Source organism: Sphingobacterium bovistauri (assembly GCF_020295405.1).
Classification (GTDB): Bacteria; Bacteroidota; Bacteroidia; order Sphingobacteriales; family Sphingobacteriaceae; genus Sphingobacterium; species Sphingobacterium bovistauri.
The window spans coordinates 1-21,105 of record NZ_JADEYP010000042.1 but is presented as its reverse complement, the minus strand read 5'-3'; the positions used below and the strand labels follow the sequence as shown (position 1 = coordinate 21,105).

General features: G+C 35.4%; 17 protein-coding genes. 11 read left to right on the top strand and 6 right to left on the bottom strand.

What is annotated here, in order from left to right; translation table 11 throughout:
• Positions 1-63: 63 nt before the first annotated feature.
• The 3 genes from IPZ78_RS16385 to IPZ78_RS16375 are packed head-to-tail and all read right to left on the bottom strand — an operon-like array spanning position 64 to position 6,174.
• Entirely contained in the window at positions 64-1,653 is a 1,590-nt protein-coding gene (locus IPZ78_RS16385; RefSeq protein WP_225555066.1) for a SusD/RagB family nutrient-binding outer membrane lipoprotein, read from the bottom strand.
• A gap of 4 nt (positions 1,654-1,657) precedes the next feature.
• Entirely contained in the window at positions 1,658-4,972 is a 3,315-nt protein-coding gene (locus IPZ78_RS16380; protein ID WP_225555065.1) for a SusC/RagA family TonB-linked outer membrane protein, read from the bottom strand.
• Positions 4,973-4,986: 14 nt separating this feature from the next.
• Positions 4,987-6,174, bottom strand: coding sequence for an ROK family protein (locus IPZ78_RS16375; protein ID WP_225555064.1), 1,188 nt, complete (start codon positions 6,172-6,174; stop codon positions 4,987-4,989).
• A gap of 413 nt (positions 6,175-6,587) precedes the next feature.
• Between IPZ78_RS16375 and IPZ78_RS16370 the strand changes: the two genes are divergently transcribed.
• The 4 genes from IPZ78_RS16370 (at position 6,588) to IPZ78_RS16355 (ending at position 11,551) form a co-directional block, all read left to right on the top strand.
• Positions 6,588-7,805 carry an acyltransferase family protein gene (locus IPZ78_RS16370; protein ID WP_225555063.1) on the top strand — a complete coding sequence of 406 codons (1,218 nt, stop codon included), beginning with the start codon at positions 6,588-6,590 and terminating at the stop codon, positions 7,803-7,805.
• Positions 7,806-7,933: 128 nt separating this feature from the next.
• Positions 7,934-8,212: a 30S ribosomal protein S15 gene (rpsO, locus tag IPZ78_RS16365; RefSeq protein WP_132777454.1), complete on the top strand. Its 279-nt coding sequence runs from the start codon at positions 7,934-7,936 to the stop codon at positions 8,210-8,212.
• A 167-nt stretch (positions 8,213-8,379) separates the two neighbouring features.
• Positions 8,380-10,563, top strand: coding sequence for a polyribonucleotide nucleotidyltransferase (locus IPZ78_RS16360; RefSeq protein ID WP_225555062.1), 2,184 nt, complete (start codon positions 8,380-8,382; stop codon positions 10,561-10,563).
• A gap of 88 nt (positions 10,564-10,651) precedes the next feature.
• Positions 10,652-11,551, top strand: a complete 900-nt coding sequence (locus IPZ78_RS16355) for a hypothetical protein (protein ID WP_225555061.1) — start codon at positions 10,652-10,654, stop codon at positions 11,549-11,551.
• 3 nt (positions 11,552-11,554) lie between these two features.
• On the opposite strand, the gene IPZ78_RS16350 is transcribed toward IPZ78_RS16355, so the two are convergent.
• Together IPZ78_RS16350 and IPZ78_RS16345 are read right to left on the bottom strand one after the other, a co-directional pair.
• A complete protein-coding gene (locus tag IPZ78_RS16350) occupies positions 11,555-11,929 on the bottom strand; it encodes a DUF779 domain-containing protein (protein ID WP_225555060.1) in 375 nt (124 codons plus the stop codon).
• A gap of 63 nt (positions 11,930-11,992) precedes the next feature.
• Positions 11,993-13,495, bottom strand: coding sequence for an aldehyde dehydrogenase family protein (locus tag IPZ78_RS16345; protein ID WP_225555059.1), 1,503 nt, complete (start codon positions 13,493-13,495; stop codon positions 11,993-11,995).
• A gap of 152 nt (positions 13,496-13,647) precedes the next feature.
• On the opposite strand from IPZ78_RS16345, the gene IPZ78_RS16340 reads away from it, so the two are divergent.
• Complete coding sequence (locus IPZ78_RS16340) at positions 13,648-14,553, top strand: AraC family transcriptional regulator (RefSeq protein ID WP_225555058.1); 906 nt, start codon at positions 13,648-13,650, stop codon at positions 14,551-14,553.
• A gap of 5 nt (positions 14,554-14,558) precedes the next feature.
• Here the strand turns inward: IPZ78_RS16340 and smpB are convergent, their stop codons facing one another.
• Positions 14,559-15,014 (bottom strand): SsrA-binding protein SmpB, encoded by a 456-nt coding sequence (smpB, locus tag IPZ78_RS16335; protein ID WP_225555057.1) that lies wholly within the window; start codon positions 15,012-15,014, stop codon positions 14,559-14,561.
• A gap of 332 nt (positions 15,015-15,346) precedes the next feature.
• On the opposite strand from smpB, the gene spt reads away from it, so the two are divergent.
• From spt to IPZ78_RS16305, 6 genes are all read left to right on the top strand, one after another.
• Positions 15,347-16,555, top strand: a complete 1,209-nt coding sequence (gene spt, locus IPZ78_RS16330; protein WP_225555056.1) for a serine palmitoyltransferase — start codon at positions 15,347-15,349, stop codon at positions 16,553-16,555.
• A gap of 23 nt (positions 16,556-16,578) precedes the next feature.
• Positions 16,579-17,700, top strand: coding sequence for a hypothetical protein (locus IPZ78_RS16325; protein ID WP_225555055.1), 1,122 nt, complete (start codon positions 16,579-16,581; stop codon positions 17,698-17,700).
• Positions 17,700-18,695 (top strand): NAD-dependent epimerase/dehydratase family protein, encoded by a 996-nt coding sequence (locus IPZ78_RS16320; RefSeq protein WP_225555054.1) that lies wholly within the window; start codon positions 17,700-17,702, stop codon positions 18,693-18,695. Before IPZ78_RS16325 ends, IPZ78_RS16320 begins: the two co-directional genes overlap by 1 nt.
• 10 nt (positions 18,696-18,705) lie before the next feature.
• On the top strand, positions 18,706-19,395 hold the full coding sequence (locus IPZ78_RS16315; RefSeq protein ID WP_225555053.1) for a CDP-alcohol phosphatidyltransferase family protein: 690 nt from the start codon (positions 18,706-18,708) through the stop codon (positions 19,393-19,395).
• Positions 19,395-19,781: a GtrA family protein gene (locus IPZ78_RS16310; protein WP_225555052.1), complete on the top strand. Its 387-nt coding sequence runs from the start codon at positions 19,395-19,397 to the stop codon at positions 19,779-19,781. The genes IPZ78_RS16315 and IPZ78_RS16310 overlap by 1 nt, the downstream gene beginning before the upstream one ends.
• Before the next feature lie 306 nt (positions 19,782-20,087).
• On the top strand, positions 20,088-20,654 hold the full coding sequence (locus IPZ78_RS16305) for an acetate uptake transporter (RefSeq protein ID WP_225555051.1): 567 nt from the start codon (positions 20,088-20,090) through the stop codon (positions 20,652-20,654).
• Positions 20,655-21,105 lie beyond the last annotated feature (451 nt).

Sequence of the window (21,105 nt, the reverse complement as noted above, 5' to 3'; positions counted from 1 at the left end):
AATGAGATTATCGATTAAAATAAAAGCCGCCATTGGCGGCTTTTATAGTTTAAGTTTTCATAACTAATTGCTATCCCAAAATAACTTGGTGTTAATGTTATCTTGATCTTTTATAATATCATAATTATCTAAATTGTAAGCTTGTTCTGATTGTGGTAAATTCCATTTAACAGGAACTACTTTTTGAATATCTGAATTTTCTACTCGGAAAGCCAATATCGGATAGTTCAAACGCCTAACTTCAGCCCAATTTTCTAAAGATTGGATAATATTGAAATGTAACCATTTTTGCATAGCAATAAGTTGAATATTATTTGATCCCCAACCAATATTCGTAATGTATGTATTGATATCTGTGGTTGTCGGTTCCGTAGGAGCTGCTAAAAGGCTATTGTTACTTACAGTTCTTATACGTTTTTGCAAGTCGATGGATTCTTTAATACCTGACTCAAAGTTTGATTTTGCACCAGTTGGATTTCCGTTTTTTTGTTTGAATTCAGCAAGTAAATAATGTACTTCCGAAGCTGTTATTAAAATCCCTGGAAAATTTTGATTCCTTGTGTATGTTGACCTATTGTAAATGGCTATTGTACTTGGAGCTGTTGGAGTTCCTGCAATTAAAGCGCTTTGGACAGAGGATGTTAATGACTGATCTAAACCAATGTAATCACCATTAGCACCAGCTCCTGGTTCAAACATATAGGATAGACGAGGATCTTTATTATTTTTCATATGATCGATCATTAATTTACCAGCAATATTATTGTTCCAGCTTTCGATTGCATCTTGGAAACCTTTGGCATTGATGTCTGATCCATTATTAAAAATATCTACTTGAATATTATCCTTGTTTTCTAATACGAGAGGAAAAGTAGTTGAAGTGTTGATGATTTCATTAATCTCTTGTGTAGAACGTGTAGCAAATGAGGTCGCTTGACTTACGCGTGTTAGCATTCTCAAGCGTAAGGAATTACAGTATTTTTTCCATAAATCTACTGATCCAGAGTTGATTAGGTCTTGTGTTTTAAATGATGCTAATACTGGTGCTGAAATACTAAGGTTGTTTAGTTCAGAACTGATAGCTTTCAAATCATCCAGCATCACAGTGTAGATATCTTCAGCCTTATCGTATTTTGGATAAGAAATACCGTAATTACCACCGTTGGAACTTAATTTACCTGCTTCGCTCCAAGGAATAGATCCATGTAAGTCGACTTGTTGTTGGGTTTGATCGTAGAAGAATATTTTCGCTGCCAAAAGAAATATTTTTTTGTCTGCTTTTTCAGCGTCTACACTTGTATTGTATACTTTTTCCAATTCTCTGAATTGAGCAAGACCTTGATAATATCTTTCCCAACGATCTGTGATTGCAGCAGCTCCAGGTAATAATTGATTTTCGGAATTACTCCATCCAACTGTCTGGATATAACGATGAATAGTTGGAGCTAATGTTACAAAGTAATTCCTGTAAGTGGGTACTACTAATTCGCGATAAGTAAATTGTAAACCAGAGAATTGCTTTTCAACTGTAGTCTCTGTTACTTTCGATGGATCACGATACAATTCATCGAAAGAAGATTTTTTACATGATATGTTAGTTGTAAGTGAGGCAGTACATAGTCCTGCAATCACCATTATTTTGTTAATTTTCATAATATTAGAAACTAGCACGTAACATTAAACCATAAGTTCTAGTAGCTGGAGAGGTTCCTGCATTAGACACGTTGTTTATCCAATTAGATCCACCTGTCATTTGTTCAGGGTCTAAGTCTTTCATTGTTCTATATAGGAAAAATAAATTCCTTCCAAATGCGGAAATATGGATGTTTTTAGCTCTTAATTTATTTGCTACGGATGCTGGAAGTCTGTACCCGAATGAAAGCTCTCTCATCTTGATATAATTGTTTTTCTCAATATATAAACCGTAATTTGAGTTTGAATATTGAGGTCCTCCCCAGTTGTATGTATTAGCGTGGTAATAAACTTGAGAAATCACGTTGGTGTTTTCAGAACCATTTGATAAAACACCATCAATTAACATCCCGTCATGAAATACTTTTTCCCCATTTGGACCTGTATTTCCAGAGTAAGCAATTCCTTTACCATTAGCATCTTTATAATAAGAAATACCACCATGTTCGGCATCCATATAATTTAAAGACTCTTCTAATAAACCACGGCTTATCATCCAATTTATACCTGTTGGCATGGCGTGTCCTCCAAATCGGAAGTCAATTAAGGCATCTAATGTAAAGTTTTTATAAGTAAATGTATTAATAAAACCACCAACAGCTTTTGGCATTGCATTGCCACCTTTTACCCAGCTATCCGCATCCAGTTGGTATAAGCCATTTGCTTGTACTATTTTATTTCCATTTGCATCTGTTGCTATTGGATGTATCATAATATCACCCATTGGTTGGCCAACTTTTGATACTAATTGTGCGGCTGACCCATCATAATCTCTATGTAATAGTTCAGTAGCATCACCTGGTAATTCTTCTACTTTATTTCTATTCATCGAGAAATTAAGTACAGTATTCCATTTGAAATTTTCATTTTGAATAGGCGCGCCATTAACCGCAAATTCCCAACCGGTGTTTCTCAATGTACCTACGTTTGCAATAATGGATGAAGAGCCCATTGAAATGGGTAATGAATAATTAAGGATTTGATCTACGATTTTACCATTGTAATAAGTGATGTCAAATCCTAATCGATTGTTTAACATTCTTGTTTCCAATCCAAATTCGATTTCATGTTTAGTTTCTGGTTTAATGCCTTCATTACCAAAACTGGATGTTGGAATGTTAGTGTATAAAACTGCTGTTCCGGCTCCTTGGTTTCCTAAGGTATTTTGAGAGTAGCTAAGCGCACTTTGGTAAGTGCCCGGATAATTACTCACAATACCCCAAGCTCCTCTTAATTTTGCATAGTTAAATACAGAAGATAAATCAAATGCTTCTGATAAAATCAAACTTGAATTAACTGAAGGGTAGTATAGCACATTATTATCTGGATGCATTTGAGATATACTCTCTCTTCTTAAAGTTCCCTCAACAAACCAATAATCTTTTAAGTTGAAATTAACAGCTCCGAAGAGGGCATCTCGTAAAGAATATAGTTTTGAATTTGAGGTGCGTGATTGGTTAACCGAAGCTGCTATATCATACCAATTTCTTACACTTAGGCCTCCGTCTGTTCCGCTGCTCATATTCACTGCTTGATTTTTTGTTGCTGTATAACCTAACATTACACCTAATTTTATATCAGGAGTTACTTGTTTGTTATATGTAGCCAATAAGTCAGTATAGTAAATGTTTCCTGTTTGGTTTTGCAAAGAGTAGTAGCCACTATTTCCAATTGAAAGAGGAACTTCGTTAGGCTGCTTGTCCTCAATACGTGTGTTGGTCATGTCTGCGGAGAAACGTGCTCTCAAAGATAAATCTGAAGTTATTTCCCAAGTATTTGTAAATGATCCAATTAGTCGGTTTGAGTGCTCGTCGTATTGTTTTCCAAGTACATTCCACATGTAATCCAAAACATCTCCGCGGTATCCGTTGTAACGAATGTTCTCATCTGGCGTTGCGCTTGTTTCAGATCCCGTTCTATATCTGTACCCTAAGCTAGTTTTGTATTTATCGATATACCATTCAGGATTATCAAAAGTAGAGATCATACCGGTAAAATTGTTGATCAAACGGTCAGTCAAAAATGGTCTATTGTGAGTGTGTTGGTTGATATAGTTTACCACTACGTCAGTAGTGAAATTATTCCACAATTTAAATGTGCTATTTAAATTCGCAATATTCTTTTTGTTGTATGATTCTAAAGAGGTCATTTCATTATCTTGTCGAGTTAATGAAAAGCGTGTGTTTGAGTTTTCTGTACTGTGACCTAAAGCTAGGTTGATAATGCTATTATTAGGGTTGTTGAAAAATTTATTATATGAATTTTGTGCAGAGTATGGTCTCATTTCGCCATCCCAAGAAAGAATAGGTTTTCCATCGAACTTGGGACCATAGTTTAATGAAGTGTTAGCGGGTGCTCTAGTTTCTTTTACGCCATCACCGTCTAAGTCATAATAGAAAAACATATCTGCTGATTGACCGACATCTGCATAAGCAGGATCGTATCCAGCGCCACGTACATTTTGGAATCTAGGCAAATATGCGATTTTGTCATTAGTGTAAGTTGCATTAAAGTCAATAGAGAACCCTTTTCCCCCTTTCCCTGACTTAGTTGTTACTAATACCACACCATTCAATGCTTCAGATCCGTATAAAGCTGCAGCTGACGCTCCTTTCAATACAGAAATGGATTCAATGTCTTCCGGGTTTAGGTCTTCTAATCCATTCCCTCTAGCGCGTTGGTCTCCCCAATAGTCAGAGTTGTTAAAAGATGTTTGACGCATTGGTACACCATCAATAATAACTAATGGTTGTGAATTACCTGTAATAGAGTTTGTACCACGGATATTGATATTGATACCTGATGTTGCACCTCCTGGAGCAGCTGAAATACGTACACCTGGAGCTTTGCCGTACAATGCTCCAGCAAAGTTTGGCGAGCCTGTTTTCGTTAATTCTTCTGCGCCAACAGTACTCATAGCATATCCTAATTCCTTCGGAGCGCGTTTAATCCCCATCGCAGTTACTACGACTTCGTCTATCCCGCTAGCATCTTCTTCTAAAGACACCTCCAAACTGTTCCCAGATACGGTGATTTCTTTAGTTTGATAGCCAATCATAGATATTCTTAGCTTTTCACCATTATTTGCAGGAATTGTAAAGGAGCCATTAGAGTTTGTTTGTGTCACTCTGTTTGTTCCCATGACTGAAATTGTAACTCCAGGCAACAGCCCCTTAGCATCCGTCACTCTCCCCGTGACGGTTTGCTGTGCGTAGAGCGAGGATGCGCTAATCATTGCGCATATAGCTAGCCCTGTTGCTTTTTTGTAATAATTGCTCATAAGTGTAGCTTGGTTTAAAATTGTTTATGATTTGATATTAGTTGTTTGGTTTGCATCATGGCTATACTAGCCGAGGCAATAAGTTGTATGTTGTCTAAGTCTGATATTTCTATAGTTGTTCTTTTTGATAATCTAGGTATACAGTATATATGAATTGAGGATTGAATTTCAGGTAGTAAAATATCTCCGAAAACACCTCCAATACCACTGATAATAACTTTTTCTGGATTTAAAATATGTATTAATGTAGCGATCCCTTTGCCGAGCATGAATCCCATTTTTTTTATAGCGTGTATTGTTAGCTGATCTCCAAGCTTGTAAGCTTGAATTAATGCCTCAAAAAATTGTGATCTATCGTCATTATTGATGTGTGGAGCTAATAGTGACACTTCTCCATAGTTAAGACGTTCTTTAATGTATTCGATAGCAGACTCAAGAGAGGCTTCAACCTCAAGGCAGCCTTTTTTGCCACAAGAACATAATTTATTTTCATCCGCTAATGGGATATGACTAAACTCACCTGCATATCCATTGAAACCTCTGAATAACTGATTGTCTACTATTATTCCTAGACCAACCCCCCAAGTAAGGTTAATTACGAGTGCATGATTAGTGTTTTTTACATGACCAAAGTGTTTTTCCGCAATAGCGATGCCTGAGGAATCATTTTCGATGTATGTGTTAATATTTAGTTCTTTCTGAATTTTTTCAGCTAGATTATATAGAGGTGAATGTTTTTTTTGTGAGTTGTTTACTCCTGTATGAAAATCTACGAATCCCGGCGTGGTTATTCCTACTGCAAAAATTGGAAGTTTGTTATATGTTGAGATAATTTTTTTAGTTATTTGAATGACTTGGTCATAAATTGCTTGATCATCTAAATCTTTCAGTTTTAACTCGCAATGTTCACTTATAGGTTGGTTTAAAACATTGTAGAGAGCAATTGTAATAGAATATCTATTTATACTTATAGTTAGTATGTTGCCTATTTTGTCTTTATTGATGCTGTATGCAGCAGCTCTACGTCCTCCTGTAGATGCTCTTAGGCCATTCGAGATAATTATTTCTTCACTTAACAAGTTTTGAATAGCTTTTGTGATAATTGGAACGCTCTTTCCAATAGATAAGCTTATTTCAGCAATTGATTGTTGTCCTGTGAAATAAATTGTCTTTATTATTTGCGTTTGCAACTGGTCTAACATAATGAGGGTTAAATAATATCCTATAAATATAGTATAGTTTTTACGTTAACGCAAAAAACTTTTTAAAAAAAAATAAAAAGTTAGTTATTGTTTTTATTTATAAGGATAAAGATTCTATTCTTTAGTTTGATATTTCCCTTTGATTTCGTTGTGTTGTATTATTGGTTTCTTGGGTTAAATAGTGTTGTTTTTTTTATGTAAAAATGTTTTTTGTAGAAATTTCTCTTGAAAAATTATTTTATATCCAGGGGTTAATTATTGAGGGTTTGGTTGTGTTTTTTAGTTTAATGTAAAAACTGTTTCTAGTCAATTATGGTGTTAACATCTATTATGTCCTTTGTAACAACAAATAGTTTTTTCATTACAATTTGTTATCTTCGGGGCTGCATTAACTTAGAATTAGTATCTATTTTATGAAACAACAACGTTATTATTCCTTGGATGTATTTAGAGGAGCAACTGTTGCATTTATGATCATGGTTAATAACCCTGGGTCATGGAAGTCAATTTTTGCACCATTGGGCCATGCGGATTGGCATGGATGTACGCCTACAGATTTAGTGTTTCCTTTCTTTTTGTTTGCTGTGGGTAACGCTATGGCTTTTGTGATGCCCAAATTACAGGAGGCAGGTGATGCTATTTTTTGGAGGAAGGTTATTAAACGTACTGTTCTTATCTTTTTGATAGGTTTGTTTATTATGTGGTGGCCGTTTTTTAAATGGCAAGGTGATGAGCTGGTATTTCGTCATTGGGTAGACCCTAATAACCCCGAACAAGGGATCAGAATCTTGGGGGTTCTTCAGCGCATCGCTTTAGCTTACTTTTTTGCATCTATAATGGCTTATTATCTCAAGCCAAAAACAATTATTTGGGTATCGGCAGCAATGTTATTTACTTATTGGGGGATGTGTCATTTCTTAGGTACTGGTGATGATCCTTATAGTATGCATGGCTGGTTTGGAAATGCGATTGATAAAAGTATAATTGGAGTGGCGCACATGTACAAAGGTGAGGGTATTCCATTTGAACCTGAAGGATTAGCTAGTACGCTTCCTGCTATTGTACAAGTTGTTTTCGGTTATTTGACAGGTGTGTTTATTCGTAATCAAGGTCAAGTGGATTGGTTATGGACAAAAGTTCCTGTTACTAAAGAGCCGCATTTTAAATTGTTATCTGGTCTTTTTGTGACCGGATTTATTCTTATCGTGTTAGGTTGGACTTGGTCTTTAGGATTCCCAATTAATAAGAAGATCTGGACAAGTTCCTATGTGTTGTATACTGTTGGTCTAGGTGTAATGACTATTGGCACTATGATCTGGTATATTGAAGTTCAAGGTGTGCGTAATTGGTTAACCAAATTTTTCGATGTCTTTGGAAAGAATCCATTATTTATATATGTATTAAGTGCAGTTCTAATTCGTTTTGTAGGATTGTTTAGAATTCCCAATGGAGTAGGAGAGAGCGGTGAACAGTTGTATACGACAGTATTTTCATGGTATTACACCAATATATGTTCAGCTATTCCTGGTCCACCAGAATTAGGATCTTTATTTTACGCGCTTACATATATGTTGTTGATGTGGTCGGTCGGTTATGTATTGGATAAAAAGGGAATATATGTAAAAGTGTAATTGGTTAAGGGGTGAAAATGAGCTGTTTTGAATTATTTCAAATCTTCAAATTCTTTTTCATTTTCAAATTTTATCTGTACCTTTGCAGACAATTAATAATTTTTATAACACTTTAATATTATTCAAGAATGTATTTAAGTAAAGAATACAAAGCTGGTATCTTCGCAGAATTTGCTGGTGCAGCGGACAACACTGGTTCTGCAGAAGGACAAGTAGCTTTATTCACAAAGAGAATTGCTCACTTAACTGAGCACTTGAAAAAGAACAGAAAAGATTTTAACACACAACGTTCTCTACAAAAATTAGTAGGTAAACGTCGTTCATTATTAGCTTATTTGTACAAAAAAGATATCAACCGTTACCGTGCGATCATCAAAGGTCTAGGTTTACGTGATATCATCAAGTAAGCTTATACAGTGAAAAGCTTTAAAAGCCATCCGATTTTGGGTGGCTTTTTTTGTGTATCAAGAATATTTACTCTAAATTTTCATTACCTTTGTTTTGAATTTTTAAAGTCATAAAAAATAGATGCATCGTATTAATAAAGAGGAGAATGCATCACTATTAAAAAACAATGAGTTATAACGAAAAAAAAGTAACAATTGACTTAGGTGGCGGTCTTGCTCCTATCGAATTGTCTACAGGTAAATTAGCGAAACAAGCTGATGGATCGGTAGTATTAAAACAAGGTGCTACGATGTTGTTGGCGACAGTAGTATCATCAAAAGATGCGAAAGCAGGTGTTGATTTCTTGCCATTATCAGTAGATTACCAAGAGAAATATGCGTCTACAGGTCGTATCCCTGGTGGTTTTTTACGTCGTGAAGCTAGATTATCAGATTACGAGGTGTTGATTTCTCGTTTGGTTGATAGAGCATTACGTCCATTATTTCCTGAAACATATCACGCAGACACGCAAGTGATGATCTCTTTGATCTCTGCAGATAAAGATATTATGCCAGATGCTTTAGCTGGTTTAGCTGCTTCAGCTGCTATCGCAGTGTCTGATATTCCTTTCAATGGTCCTATTTCTGAGGTTCGTGTAGCGAAAGTAGATGGACAATTGGTTATCAATCCACGTCTATCTGAGTTAGAAAGAGCTACTTTAGAATTTATGGTAGCAGGTTCTGCACAAGATATCGTGATGGTAGAAGGTGAAGCAAACGAGATTTCTGAAGCTGAAATGGTAGAAGCTATTGCTTTTGCACATGATGCGATCAAAAAACAAGTTGCGGCACAATTAGAATTAGCTAGATTAGTTGGTTCTGAAACAAAACGTGAGTTTAACCACGAGCCTTCAAACGAAGAGTTGAGAGCTCAAATCTTCAGCGCTACTTACGAGAGAGTATACGAGATTGCTAAATCTGGTTCTGCTAAACACGAGCGTTCTGAAAAATTTGCTGTAATAGGTAAAGAAGTTGTTGAATCTTTAGGTGAAGATCTTGATGATGAAACTAAATTCTTAGCAAAAAAATATTTTCACGATGTACAATACGATGCCGTTCGTAACTTATTGTTAGACGAAGGTATACGTTTAGATGGACGTAATTCACGTACTGTTCGTCCGATTTGGTCAGAGGTTGATTATTTACCAGCAGCTCACGGATCAGCAGTATTTACACGTGGTGAAACACAATCATTGACTTCTGTTACTTTAGGTGCTAAAGATGATGAGCAAATGATTGATGGTGCATTCATCAACGGTTACAATAAATTTATTTTGCACTACAATTTCCCTGGTTTCTCAACAGGTGAGGTAAGGCCAAATAGAGGTGCAGGTCGTCGTGAGATTGGTCACGGTAATTTGGCTTTGCGTTCGTTGAAAAAAGTATTGCCAGCGGATGCGGAGAATCCTTACACTATTCGTGTGGTTTCTGATATTTTAGAATCTAATGGTTCTTCATCGATGGCTACAGTTTGTGCGGGTACATTGGCATTGTTAGATGCGGGTGTAAAATTGAAAGCTCCTGTATCAGGTATTGCGATGGGATTGATTTCAGATGAAAAATCAGGTAAATACGCAATCCTTTCAGATATCTTAGGTGATGAAGATCACTTGGGTGACATGGATTTCAAAGTAACAGGTACTGAAAATGGTATTGTTGCTTGTCAGATGGACTTAAAAATCAATGGTTTGAAATGGGAAGTGTTGACGCAAGCTTTGGATCAAGCGAAAGAAGCACGTCTTCATATCTTAGGTGAGATGAAGAAAACGATTGCTGAGCCTCGTGAAGATTACAAACCTCATGCACCTCGTATTATTCAATTGACTATCGACAAAGAGTTTATTGGTGCTGTAATCGGACCCGGTGGTAAAATCATTCAAGAGATGCAGCGTGAAACTGGTGCTACTATTTCTATCGAAGAAGTGGATAACAAAGGTATCGTTCAGATTTTTGCTGATAATAAGGATGCTATCGATGCAGCTACTACACGTATCAAAAATATCACTGCCAAACCTGAGGTAGGAGCTACTTATGAAGGTAAAGTGAAGTCTATTATGGCTTTCGGTGCTTTCGTGGAGATTATGCCAGGTAAAGATGGTTTATTACACATTTCCGAAATTGATTGGAAACGTATAGAAACAATGGATGGTATTTATAAAGAAGGTGATGTTGTAACGGTTAAGCTTTTGGAAGTAGACAAACAAGGTAAAATGAAACTTTCTCGTAAAGCTTTATTGCCTCGTCCTCCTCGTGAAGATAAACCTAAAAATGATAAGCCTGCAGCTCCAACTACGGATGCTCCACAAGCTTAATTCTTTTTAAAATATAAAATTTGAAAAGCTCAACCGATAAGGTTGAGCTTTTTTTGTGAATATTATGGAGGTTGTGCATCTTTAAAATATGAGGTATCTATTTTTATTATTCTTAAGTATTTTACAATTTGGTTTATTCGCTCAAAATAAGATTAATCATGAGATTTCAAAACAAATTAAAGGCTTGAAACTCCCTTATAAAAATCTTACTTTAAGAATTAATAATCGTTTAGATTCGGCTTCAGCTTATTACAATATTCATCAAGCAATAGATAAATACCTAGCGAATAACAATTATCTTAGAACGTATTATTGTCATGTTCGATTTGATTCGCATACCGATGACGTTTTTGTGCTATTTAGAACTCGTTACCCGGAAGGCTATTGGGATTTTAGCTTTGATTATGAAGATGAGTTCTTCCCGATATTTATTAAGTCCTCCATAGAAGATGATAATGTATTTGTTAACAGATGGCTGTCTTATTTGGACAGTTGTTCTAAAGTTGAAGAATACAAATCCGAGATAATAAGATTACGCAAATCTGGAGTTTCATTTGCTTTAGATAAGCACGGTAATTTTGTTAGTAGTGAATTAATCATAAATTCAATATTGTTGAATGAATTTTTTAAAAATGAAATAAAATTTTATCCAGCAATTCTTAATGGATTATCATTGAATGTCAAAGTTGAGTTGCCAATTCCTAGGTATTTCGGTGAAAATTTTGAGAATTTAAAACTTAAAGTTTATTATGAATATCCTCATCTGAACAATATTTATTTTTCTAATGAATTACCTGAAGTTGATGATGATATTTCTGTTGTATCAATGGTATGGTATTATAACAAATGGTATAGCCCTATTTATCATTCTGGGAATATAGATAAATGTATAGAACTAAGAGATAAGTTGTTTTCATTGAGTAATGTTATGATACATCCTTATACGAATAGTGTTTTTGAAAGAGTGTATTTTTATACCTTACAATAAATCCTACTCACTTCTTTTCACTGGTTCTAAATTCTTTAATTCATCATCCGAAAATAAGCGATAATGTACTTTAAAAGTTTTGCCAAGGGGTGTTTCCAATGAAAATCCACCAGGTCCAAATCCATCTAACACATCTAATGTAAAATGCGAATATTGCCAATATTCAAATAAATCGCGATCAATCCAGAACTCATAACTTTCGGCTAATCCAATCATCGCATCGTTCATTCGCGGAAAGTAACCTCCTTTTTCAAAGCATTGGGGCTGTGTGCCTTCGCAACATCCACCTGCTTGATAAAACATCAAATCCCCATGTTTTGTTGCCAATTCCTGAATTACTTTTTTAGCATCTTCTGTAATGTCTAGTCTCTTGATCATAATCTGATAATTTAACAAAAATGGGGTTTACAATGAAACCCCAAAGAATAGATAGTGTGTGATCTAAAAAAATCCTAATTTCTCTTTACTGTAAGAGATCAACATATTTTTTGTTTGTCTGTAGTGGTCTAACATCATTTTGTGATTCTCACGACCTATTCCAGATTGTTTGTATCCACCAAAAGGTGCACCAGCAGGGTACGAGTGGTATTGATTTACCCAAACACGACCAGCTTGGATTGCACGTGGAACAGTATACAATTGGTGTGCGTCGCGTGTCCATACGCCAGCGCCTAATCCATAGATGGTGTCGTTCGCAATTTCTAGCGCTTCTTTTTCGTCTTTGAATGTAGTAACCGCTAATACTGGACCAAAAATTTCTTCTTGGAATACGCGCATTTTATTGTGACCTTTTAATAGTGTAGGTTGGATGTAATAACCTTCTTCAAAACCTTCACCAACTTTGTTTGCATCACCACCAGTCAATACTTCCGCACCTTCTTCTTTACCCAGTTGGATATAAGATAAGATTTTATCTTTCTGGATTTTTGAAGCTTGGGCACCCATCATTACTGTTGGATCTAGTGGGTCACCTACTTTAATCGCATTTACACGCGCTATTACTTTCTCGATAAATTTGTCATAAATTGATTCTTGAATCAATAATCTTGAAGGACAAGTGCAAATTTCACCTTGGTTTAAAGCAAATAATACAGCGCCTTCTATTGCTTTGTCTAGGAACGCATCATCGTGATCCATTACCGATTCAAAGAAAACGTTTGGTGATTTACCACCCAATTCTAATGTTACTGGGATAATATTCTCTGTTGCATATTGCATTACCATACGTCCTGTCGCTGTTGATCCAGTAAATGCAGCTTTACCAACTTTTGGATTAGTAACTAAAGCACGGCCTAATTCTGAACCAAAACCGTTGACGATGTTAATAACACCTGCAGGAATCAAGTCGCCGATGAGTTCCATTAGCACTAAGATCGATGTAGGGGTGCTCTCTGCAGGTTTCAATACGACTGTGTTTCCAGCTGCTAGCGCCGGTGCTAATTTCCAGACCGCCATCAGGATAGGGAAGTTCCAAGGTATAATCTGCGCTATGACACCGATTGGCTCATGCACGATTAAGGATACTGTATTGGAGTCTAGCTCACTTAACGATCCTTCTTCTGCGCGGATAACGCCAGCAAAATAACGGAAGTGATCAATAGCTAGTGGAATGTCTGCATTTAGTGTTTCACGGACAGCTTTACCATTGTCTATCGTTTCTACAGTCGCAATATATTCTAAATTTTGCTCTATACGATCAGCGATTTTATTTAATATAATACTACGTTCTGTAGCAGAAGTTTTACCCCAAGTTTGGAATGCTTTTTCTGCTGCATTTACTGCCAGTTCTAAATCTTCTTTCGTTGAATGTGCAGCTTGCGTAAATACTTTACCATCCAAAGGTGAGATATTATCAAAGTATTTGCCTTGTACTGGAGGAACAAATTTACCCCCTATGTAATTGTCATAACGTTCTTTGAACGTCGGTCTTTGAATTGCACTCATATATTTATTTATTTTGTTTACGTGTTTATTCAAAATTACCAAAGACAATTTTTCGATTTTAGCATTTTAGTGTCAAAGTGTAGCATTATAGTTTCATGTCTGTCTCGATTTTGTTATATTTGATTACGAGCCAATTATAAAAGTTTGATTATATGGTGAACAAATCTTTTATAAATACATTGCCCTTTTCTCAAGAAAGGGAGATTTCTACGCTAGTCGAGAACAAGCGTTCTTATGCAGTGGATGAAATGGAATTGCACATTTTTGAGACATACGAATCATCGGCTTTGGTACCTCTTCAATTTGGAGATATGGTTATGATTAATATGCTGGAAGGAAAAAAAATAATGCATGTGGGACAGTTAGAAGCATTTGATTATTTGCCTGGACAAATGCTACTGTTGCCTGCATACACCAAAATGTTGATTGATTTTCCTGACGCATCCTTGCACAAGCCTACACAATGTACGGCTCTTGTAGTGAGTAAAGAGAAAATTGATTCTATTCTTAATTATTTAAATGAATTTAGTCCTAAGCATCAATTAATAGGTGAATGGGGATTTGATCCTAAACTTTTTCATCTTTATAATACACCAGAATTGACAGAGTTGATGAATAAGTTTTTCAAAATTATGATGGAAAATAATCCATTGAAGAATGTTTATGCAGATCTGACTTTTAAGGAGTTATTGATTCGATTGCTACAGACTCAATCTTTATTAGCGTTAGAGATTAATCAGACTACCAATTCGTTATTTTTAAATCTGAAAGATTTTGTGCGTAAGCATATTACAGAGAAAATATCGCTAGAATCTTTGCAAAAGGTCGCAAATATGAGCAAATCGAGCCTCATAAGAATGTTTAAGAAAGAGCTAGGGATTAGTCCAATGGAGTATGTAATTAATCAACGTCTGCAACATGCGAAGGAATTATTACGCATGACAAAATCTGTGAAGGAATCTTGCTTTGGTTCTGGCTTCACAGATGTTAATTATTTTGTGCGATTATTTAAAAGTAGAGAGGGGGTTACACCTGGTGGTTATTTGTTAAGTCTTTAATTCAATTAGAATTTCATTACACGGTCAAGTTCTCGTTTTGAATCTCTTTCTTTGAGAGTTTCGCGTTTGTCAAAGTCTTTCTTACCTTGGGCTAGTGCGATTTCGATTTTGGCGTATCCACGCTCGTTGATAAAAATGCGAAGGGGCACTATCGTGAATCCCTTTTCTTCTCCCTTTTCTTTTAGTTTTTTTAATTCTCTTTTCGTTAGAAGTAATTTTCTGTCACGTTTAGCTTCGTGGTTGTAGAAAGAACCAAAAGAATATTCCGCAATATGCATATTGCGTATATACAGCCCGTCTTCAAAAAACGAACAAAAACTATCGTTAATGTTAGCTTTACCTTCACGCATAGATTTGATCTCTGTACCCAATAATTGTAGACCAGCCACATATTTATCCAATAAGTGATATTCAAATGATGCTCTTTTGTTCTTTATATTGATTTGAGACGATATAGCCATGTTTTGATTTTTCCTAAAGTGCAAATTTAATAAAATAATGTATTGAATTTAATATTCTTAATTCTTGCTACTATATTAACAATAACTTAACTTTATGATATTTATAAGTTTATAAAATTGCGAATAATCGACCAAAGTTTCGTAAGTTTGCACGTTTTGGTAAAAGTTTAACGATTATCAAAAATAGGACTAATTTGGATGGAGTGATGGTATGTTAGATTAAAGTCATAGTTTTAATGTAATGTTTCAACCTCGTAATTATTCTGTATTTTTGACGATTATTTGATTTTAGTCAAAAGTAAAAAATCGCATTTAATAGAAATATCTATAGCATGAGCAAGGGAAAGTTAAGTGAAAGAACATCGAAGTTTCTTCAAGAACAACTAGAGCCTATAAAAGCAGCTGACTTATACGCATATTTTAGACCCATTCAATCCAAGCAAGATACAGAGGTGGTGATTGATGGTAAACGTGTATTAATGTTTGGTTCGAATTCATATTTGGGGTTGACAACAGATCCACGTATTATTAAAGCATCTCAGGACGCTTTAGAAAAATATGGAACGGGTTGTGCGGGATCCAGATTCTTGAATGGTACGCTCGACATTCACGTTGAATTAGAAGAAAAATTGGCTGACTATGTAGGAAAAGAGGCAGCAGTTTTATTCAGTACAGGTTTTCAATCTAATCTAGGCCCTTTATCGTGTATCACGGGTCGTAATGACTATATTCTTTTGGATGAGCGTAATCACGCATCAATTATTGATGGTAGTAGATTGTCTTTTTCAAAAGTCATCAAATATGCACACAATGATATGGAGGATTTACGTGCTAAATTGTCACGTCTTCCGGAAGATAGTTTTAAATTAATTGCTACTGATGGTATCTTTAGTATGGAAGGCGATATTGTGAACCTTCCAGAATTAGTAAAAGTAGCAGATGAATTTGATGCAGCAGTGATGTGTGACGATGCCCATAGTTTGGGGGTGATTGGTCACAATGGTGCTGGTACAGAAAGTCATTTTGGATTACAAGGTAAGGTAGATATGATAATGGGTACTTTTAGTAAGTCTTTAGCTTCTTTAGGAGGTTTTGTGGCGGCTGATAAGGATACCATTGAATATTTAAAACATAAGGCACGTTCTTTAATGTTCTCGGCAAGTATGACTCCAGCTTCTGTAGCTTCTACGTTGAAAGCATTAGAAATCATACAAGCAGAGCCTGAGCACATTGAAAAATTGTGGGCTAACACGAATTACGCTAAAAAGTTATTGCTGGATAGTGGATTTGATTTGGGTGAAACAGAAAGTCCAATTTTACCAATCTTTGTTCGTAATAATGACAAGACTTATTACGTTACAAAAACACTTCAAGATAATGGTGTATTTGTTAACCCTGTTGTTGCCCCAGCGGTTCCTGCAGAAGAGTCTTTGATTCGTTTTTCATTAATGGCTACACACACTTTTGATCAAATAGACGAAGCTGTTGAAAAAATGGCTAAAGTATTCAAAACTGCTGAAGTGGAAACATTTGTAGGTTAAGTTACTTCTTAAACAATAAGGACATGATTAATATCATACCTGTAGTTAACAAAAAACAACGTGCGGAATTTATAGATTTTCCGCATGATTTGTATAAGGGGGATTCTAATTACGTGCCCGAGCTTTTTGTGGCGCAAGATGATTTATTGAATTCTTCAAAGCATCCTTTCTATCAACACTCATCTGCTCAGTTATTTTTGGGGTATAGAGACAATAAATTGGTTGGTAGGATTGCCGCTATTTGGAATAATCGCCATAATGACCTAAATAATGTAAAGGAAGGTCAGTTTGGATTCTTTGATTGTGTAAATGATCAAGAAGTGGCAAATGCCTTATTCAATGAGGCAAAGTCTTGGGTGAAAGAAAAGGGAGGAGAGAAGATAGTTGGCCCCATCAATTTATCTACGAATGAGACTTGTGGGTTATTAATTGAAGGTTTTGATAAGCCTCCAGTTGCGATGATGACTTACAATTACCCCTATTATATCGATTTAATTCATGATTTTGGATTCGAAAAACAGATAGACTTATTTGCTTATGATATTCCAACGGCGCACGCAAGTCAGCGTTCGGTATTGTTGATTGATAAACTAGAAGAAAGGTTGAAGCGATCAGGGATTACTTTACGTCTTATAGATCTTAAGAATTTCAAATCTGAAGCTGAAAAAATAAAAGCTGTTTATAATAAAGCTTGGGACAAAAATTTGGGATTTGTTCCAATGACTGATGCAGAATTTGCATACGTAGCTAAGGACCTTAAGATGATTGTTGATCCTAATTTTTGTATCCTAGCAGAGAAGGATGATAAAGTTATTGGATTTGCGGTAGGGATCCCAAATATAAATGAGATTCAGATAAAAATAAAACGTGGTCGATTATTGCCTACCGGTATATTCAAACTGCTCTTTGGACGCAAAAAAATTAAAACTTTGCGTGTCATGATGCTGGGTGTTTTGGAGGACTATCGTAAAATGGGAATTGAAGCCTGTTTGTACGGTCGAATTATCAAAAATGCCAAGATTTATGGTATTGAGCGTGGGGAGTGTTCTTGGATGCTAGAGCACAATTACATGATGAATCACGCTATTGAACAAATCAATGGCGAATTGTATAAACGTTATCGTATCTACGAAAAGGCTATATAATGATGAAAGTTTTCGTTACAGGGGCAAGTGGGTTTGTTGGTTCACATTTGGTTGAAGCTGCAAAGAATTTGGGTTGGGAAGTGCATGCAGCTGTACGTTCATCTAGTAAGATAGAGGATATTAAAGCCTTTGTTGATAAATTTATACATCCTGATTTTGGGAATGTTGAAGAATTAAAACAACTCTTTCTACAAGAAAAATACGATTTCATTATTCATGCGGCTGCATTGACGAAGTCCAAGTCAGAAGAACAAATGTTGCGGGTGAATGTAGAAATGACGCAAAATTTAATGCAGGCAGCTTTTTCTGAAGGTGTTTCGTTGAAACGTTTTGTGTATGTGAGTAGTTTGGCTGCTATCGGACCTATAGCCTATGATGCTAAACAAGATATTAGTGAAGATACGGACTATAGTCCACTGACGGTGTATGGTCGTAGCAAGAAAGCCTCGGAGTTAAATATTAAAAGTAGATTTGGCGATAAGCCAATTTCTGTTTTTCGACCTACTGCTGTGTACGGTCCGCGTGAGAAGGATTTGTTCATTCTTTTTGATACGTTGAATAAAGGTCTCGATCCGTATATTGGTGCTAATCCTCAAAAGTTGAGTTTTATCTATGTAAAGGATTTGGTGGATGTCTTGCTGAAAGGTTGCGAGATGCCACAAGAAGGGTTGGAGTTTTATAATATTTCTGATGGTCAGGTATATTCTAAATATGCGATGGCAGATATCTTTAGAAAGACATTTGGCAAAAGGGCATTGCGTTTGCATCTTCCTTATAGAATAGTGTCTTTTGTAGCGCGACTTTCACAAATTTTGTATACGAATTCATCTAAAACACCGGTGCTTTATCCAGAAAGATTAGGTGAGTTGACAGCAGAAAATTGGAGTTGTGATATTACAAAAGCAAAAGAAAAATTGGGTTACAAACCTAATTATGATTTAGAAAGAGGTTTGACAGTGACATTATTGTGGTACAAAAACAATAATTGGCTATAAAAATAAAGTAATGAGCGAAGGAAAAATTGACAAGAAGTTATTTGCAGATAGAAAACGCACAAATATATTAAGTGAGCCAGAGCAACGCTTTATAACTTATCTACTGCCCAAAATTCCAAATTGGTTATCTTCTGATGGTCTGACGGCTATCGGTTTTTTGGGGTCATTGATGATTATGGGAAGTTTCTTGTTGGCAGAATACGTGGACAGAAGTCTTATTTTGATAGGTGTGCTTGGTTTTTTTGTGCAATGGTTTGGAGATTCATTGGACGGACGTATAGCATTTTACCGTAATAAATCGCGTAAATGGTATGGTTTTGCCTTGGATATTATCATGGATTGGATCAGCGTTGTATTTATTGGTCTAGGATATGTTTTTTACGCAGAAGGAGATTTTAAATATGCTGGTTTTGCGTTGGTTGCACTTTATGGTTGGGCGATGATTATTTCGCAATTACGTTATAAGATAACAGACAAATATACGATTGATGCAGGGTTGGTTGGTCCGACAGAGATTCGCGTAATTATTTCGCTCGTATTTTTGTTAGAAGTGTTATTTGCGAAATCAATTCATTATTCGGTGATTATTATCTGTATTGCACTTTTCTTTATTAATATGGGTGATACGAAGAAATTACTAGAGATGGGTGATGAGCGGGATAATGCGGAGAAATTGGCGAAGCAAAATTTAGAAAAATAATGAGTTTTAAACTGAAAGAATTTTTAAAAGCGCAATTGTCTGCCTTTGTAGGTGGGATGACCGACTTAGGGATTTATTCTTTTTGTTATAAGGTGTTGAGTTTTTCAGCACCTTTTTCTAATGTAGTTAGTGGCTCTTTGGGGGCCATAGTCAATTTTGTTATAAATAGATATTGGTCCTTTGGTAATACTAAAACTTCAATTGGTTCCCAATTATGGAAATTTGTTCTTGTGGTTATCGGTAGTATTACACTTAAATCAATTGGCATTCACTGTTTCGTAGATATATGGCATTGGCATTTTTTGTTATCTAAGATTATTGTTGAAATCGTTGTGTCATTGGGATTTAATTTTGTCCTTCAAAAATTTTGGGTTTTTAGAAAATAAATAAGACTTCTAATAGTTTGTAGCTTTACATCTCACCTGTTTATTTATCCTTAATAGACAAAATTTTATTTTACACATTTTTTTTCTTTTTTATGGTTTTGGCAACCATTGTGAATCTTTGTTGAAATTTTGAAATAAATTTTAACACAAGGAGGTGTTGTGTTTAAAAAGTTTTAGTGAAACTTATTATTTTTCGATAAGAAATCTTTTTTTGTCTGATTGGATTGACTTTGTAATTCAGTTATTTACGATTAAAATTGCAATGCTTACATAACACATGTGGCTTTTACAATTAATCTATTTATTATGATCCAACAGTACAAAAAAATCGATTTAACTTCTAATCCTGGTCCTTTAGGTCTTTTTGGATTTGCTTTAACAACAATTTTATTAAACATTCATAATGCTGGTTTTTATGGCATCTCTGTTATGATAATGTCTATGGGGATCTTTTTTGGTGGTTTTGCGCAGTTGTTGGCTGGCATCATGGAATGGAAGAGAGGTAATCAGTTTGGTTCTATAGCTTTTATATCGTACGGATCATTTTGGTTGACATTAGTTTTTATTTGGATTGCACCGATTTTTGGTTTACCAAAGGCAACGAATTTAGAAATGGGATTTTACTTATTTGCTTGGGGATTGTTTACTCTGGTTTTTTTTATTCAGACTTTCAATGGTAAAACGGTGGGGAAAATTTTATTTGGCTTATTAACACTTTTATTTTTCTTATTAGCTGTAGGTAATTTTATTCAATCGGATTTCATTTTGAGAATTGCGGGATTTGAAGGTGTTTTATGCGGCTTAGTTGCTTTTTATGAAGCTTCGGCTATTATGATTAATGAAAAATATAAAAGAAATATATTGCCAATGTAGGGTTGCTGTCTTTTTTCACGTCTATTTCTTTTTATAAATAGACGTGAAATACTTTATTTTAGTCCTCTTTTCAATTTTATTTCTCAGTTGAACAGCTACTTACGCGATATTCAAAAAATAAACTCTAATAAAGCTTGGAAGTAGTTACAATTCTTTTCTATCTTTGCACCACTCCGCAAGGGAGGAACGCTGGATACGGCGCTGAAATATGAGGATAGGAGCTGTTTAAACTGGGAAATCAGGAAAAACATAAAGAAAAAAAACTTCAAATAAATTTTGGAAGTTTAAATAAAGTTTCTACCTTTGCAGTCCCGACGGAAACGAAGGGAAGACAAAATAAGATAAGTACGGCATTTATGCTCGAAATATAAGCAGAAGCGCGATGCGGATGCGAAGAAAGTTCTTTAAGAAAATGATCATGTAGCGTAACGAGTAGTTTGAGAGAACGAAA

Excerpts from the sequence above, each read along its gene's own strand:
- IPZ78_RS16385 (WP_225555066.1), bottom strand. The coding sequence starts at position 1,653 with ATGAAAATTAACAAAATAATGGTGATTGCAGGACTATGTACTGCCTCA.
- IPZ78_RS16380 (WP_225555065.1), bottom strand. The coding sequence starts at position 4,972 with ATGAGCAATTATTACAAAAAAGCAACAGGGCTAGCTATATGCGCAATG.
- IPZ78_RS16375 (WP_225555064.1), bottom strand. The coding sequence starts at position 6,174 with ATGTTAGACCAGTTGCAAACGCAAATAATAAAGACAATTTATTTCACA.
- IPZ78_RS16370 (WP_225555063.1), top strand. The coding sequence starts at position 6,588 with ATGAAACAACAACGTTATTATTCCTTGGATGTATTTAGAGGAGCAACT.
- rpsO (WP_132777454.1), top strand. The coding sequence starts at position 7,934 with ATGTATTTAAGTAAAGAATACAAAGCTGGTATCTTCGCAGAATTTGCT.
- IPZ78_RS16360 (WP_225555062.1), top strand. The coding sequence starts at position 8,380 with ATGAGTTATAACGAAAAAAAAGTAACAATTGACTTAGGTGGCGGTCTT.
- IPZ78_RS16355 (WP_225555061.1), top strand. The coding sequence starts at position 10,652 with ATGAGGTATCTATTTTTATTATTCTTAAGTATTTTACAATTTGGTTTA.
- IPZ78_RS16350 (WP_225555060.1), bottom strand. The coding sequence starts at position 11,929 with ATGATCAAGAGACTAGACATTACAGAAGATGCTAAAAAAGTAATTCAG.
- IPZ78_RS16345 (WP_225555059.1), bottom strand. The coding sequence starts at position 13,495 with ATGAGTGCAATTCAAAGACCGACGTTCAAAGAACGTTATGACAATTAC.
- IPZ78_RS16340 (WP_225555058.1), top strand. The coding sequence starts at position 13,648 with ATGGTGAACAAATCTTTTATAAATACATTGCCCTTTTCTCAAGAAAGG.
- smpB (WP_225555057.1), bottom strand. The coding sequence starts at position 15,014 with ATGGCTATATCGTCTCAAATCAATATAAAGAACAAAAGAGCATCATTT.
- spt (WP_225555056.1), top strand. The coding sequence starts at position 15,347 with ATGAGCAAGGGAAAGTTAAGTGAAAGAACATCGAAGTTTCTTCAAGAA.
- IPZ78_RS16325 (WP_225555055.1), top strand. The coding sequence starts at position 16,579 with ATGATTAATATCATACCTGTAGTTAACAAAAAACAACGTGCGGAATTT.
- IPZ78_RS16320 (WP_225555054.1), top strand. The coding sequence starts at position 17,700 with ATGATGAAAGTTTTCGTTACAGGGGCAAGTGGGTTTGTTGGTTCACAT.
- IPZ78_RS16315 (WP_225555053.1), top strand. The coding sequence starts at position 18,706 with ATGAGCGAAGGAAAAATTGACAAGAAGTTATTTGCAGATAGAAAACGC.
- IPZ78_RS16310 (WP_225555052.1), top strand. The coding sequence starts at position 19,395 with ATGAGTTTTAAACTGAAAGAATTTTTAAAAGCGCAATTGTCTGCCTTT.
- IPZ78_RS16305 (WP_225555051.1), top strand. The coding sequence starts at position 20,088 with ATGATCCAACAGTACAAAAAAATCGATTTAACTTCTAATCCTGGTCCT.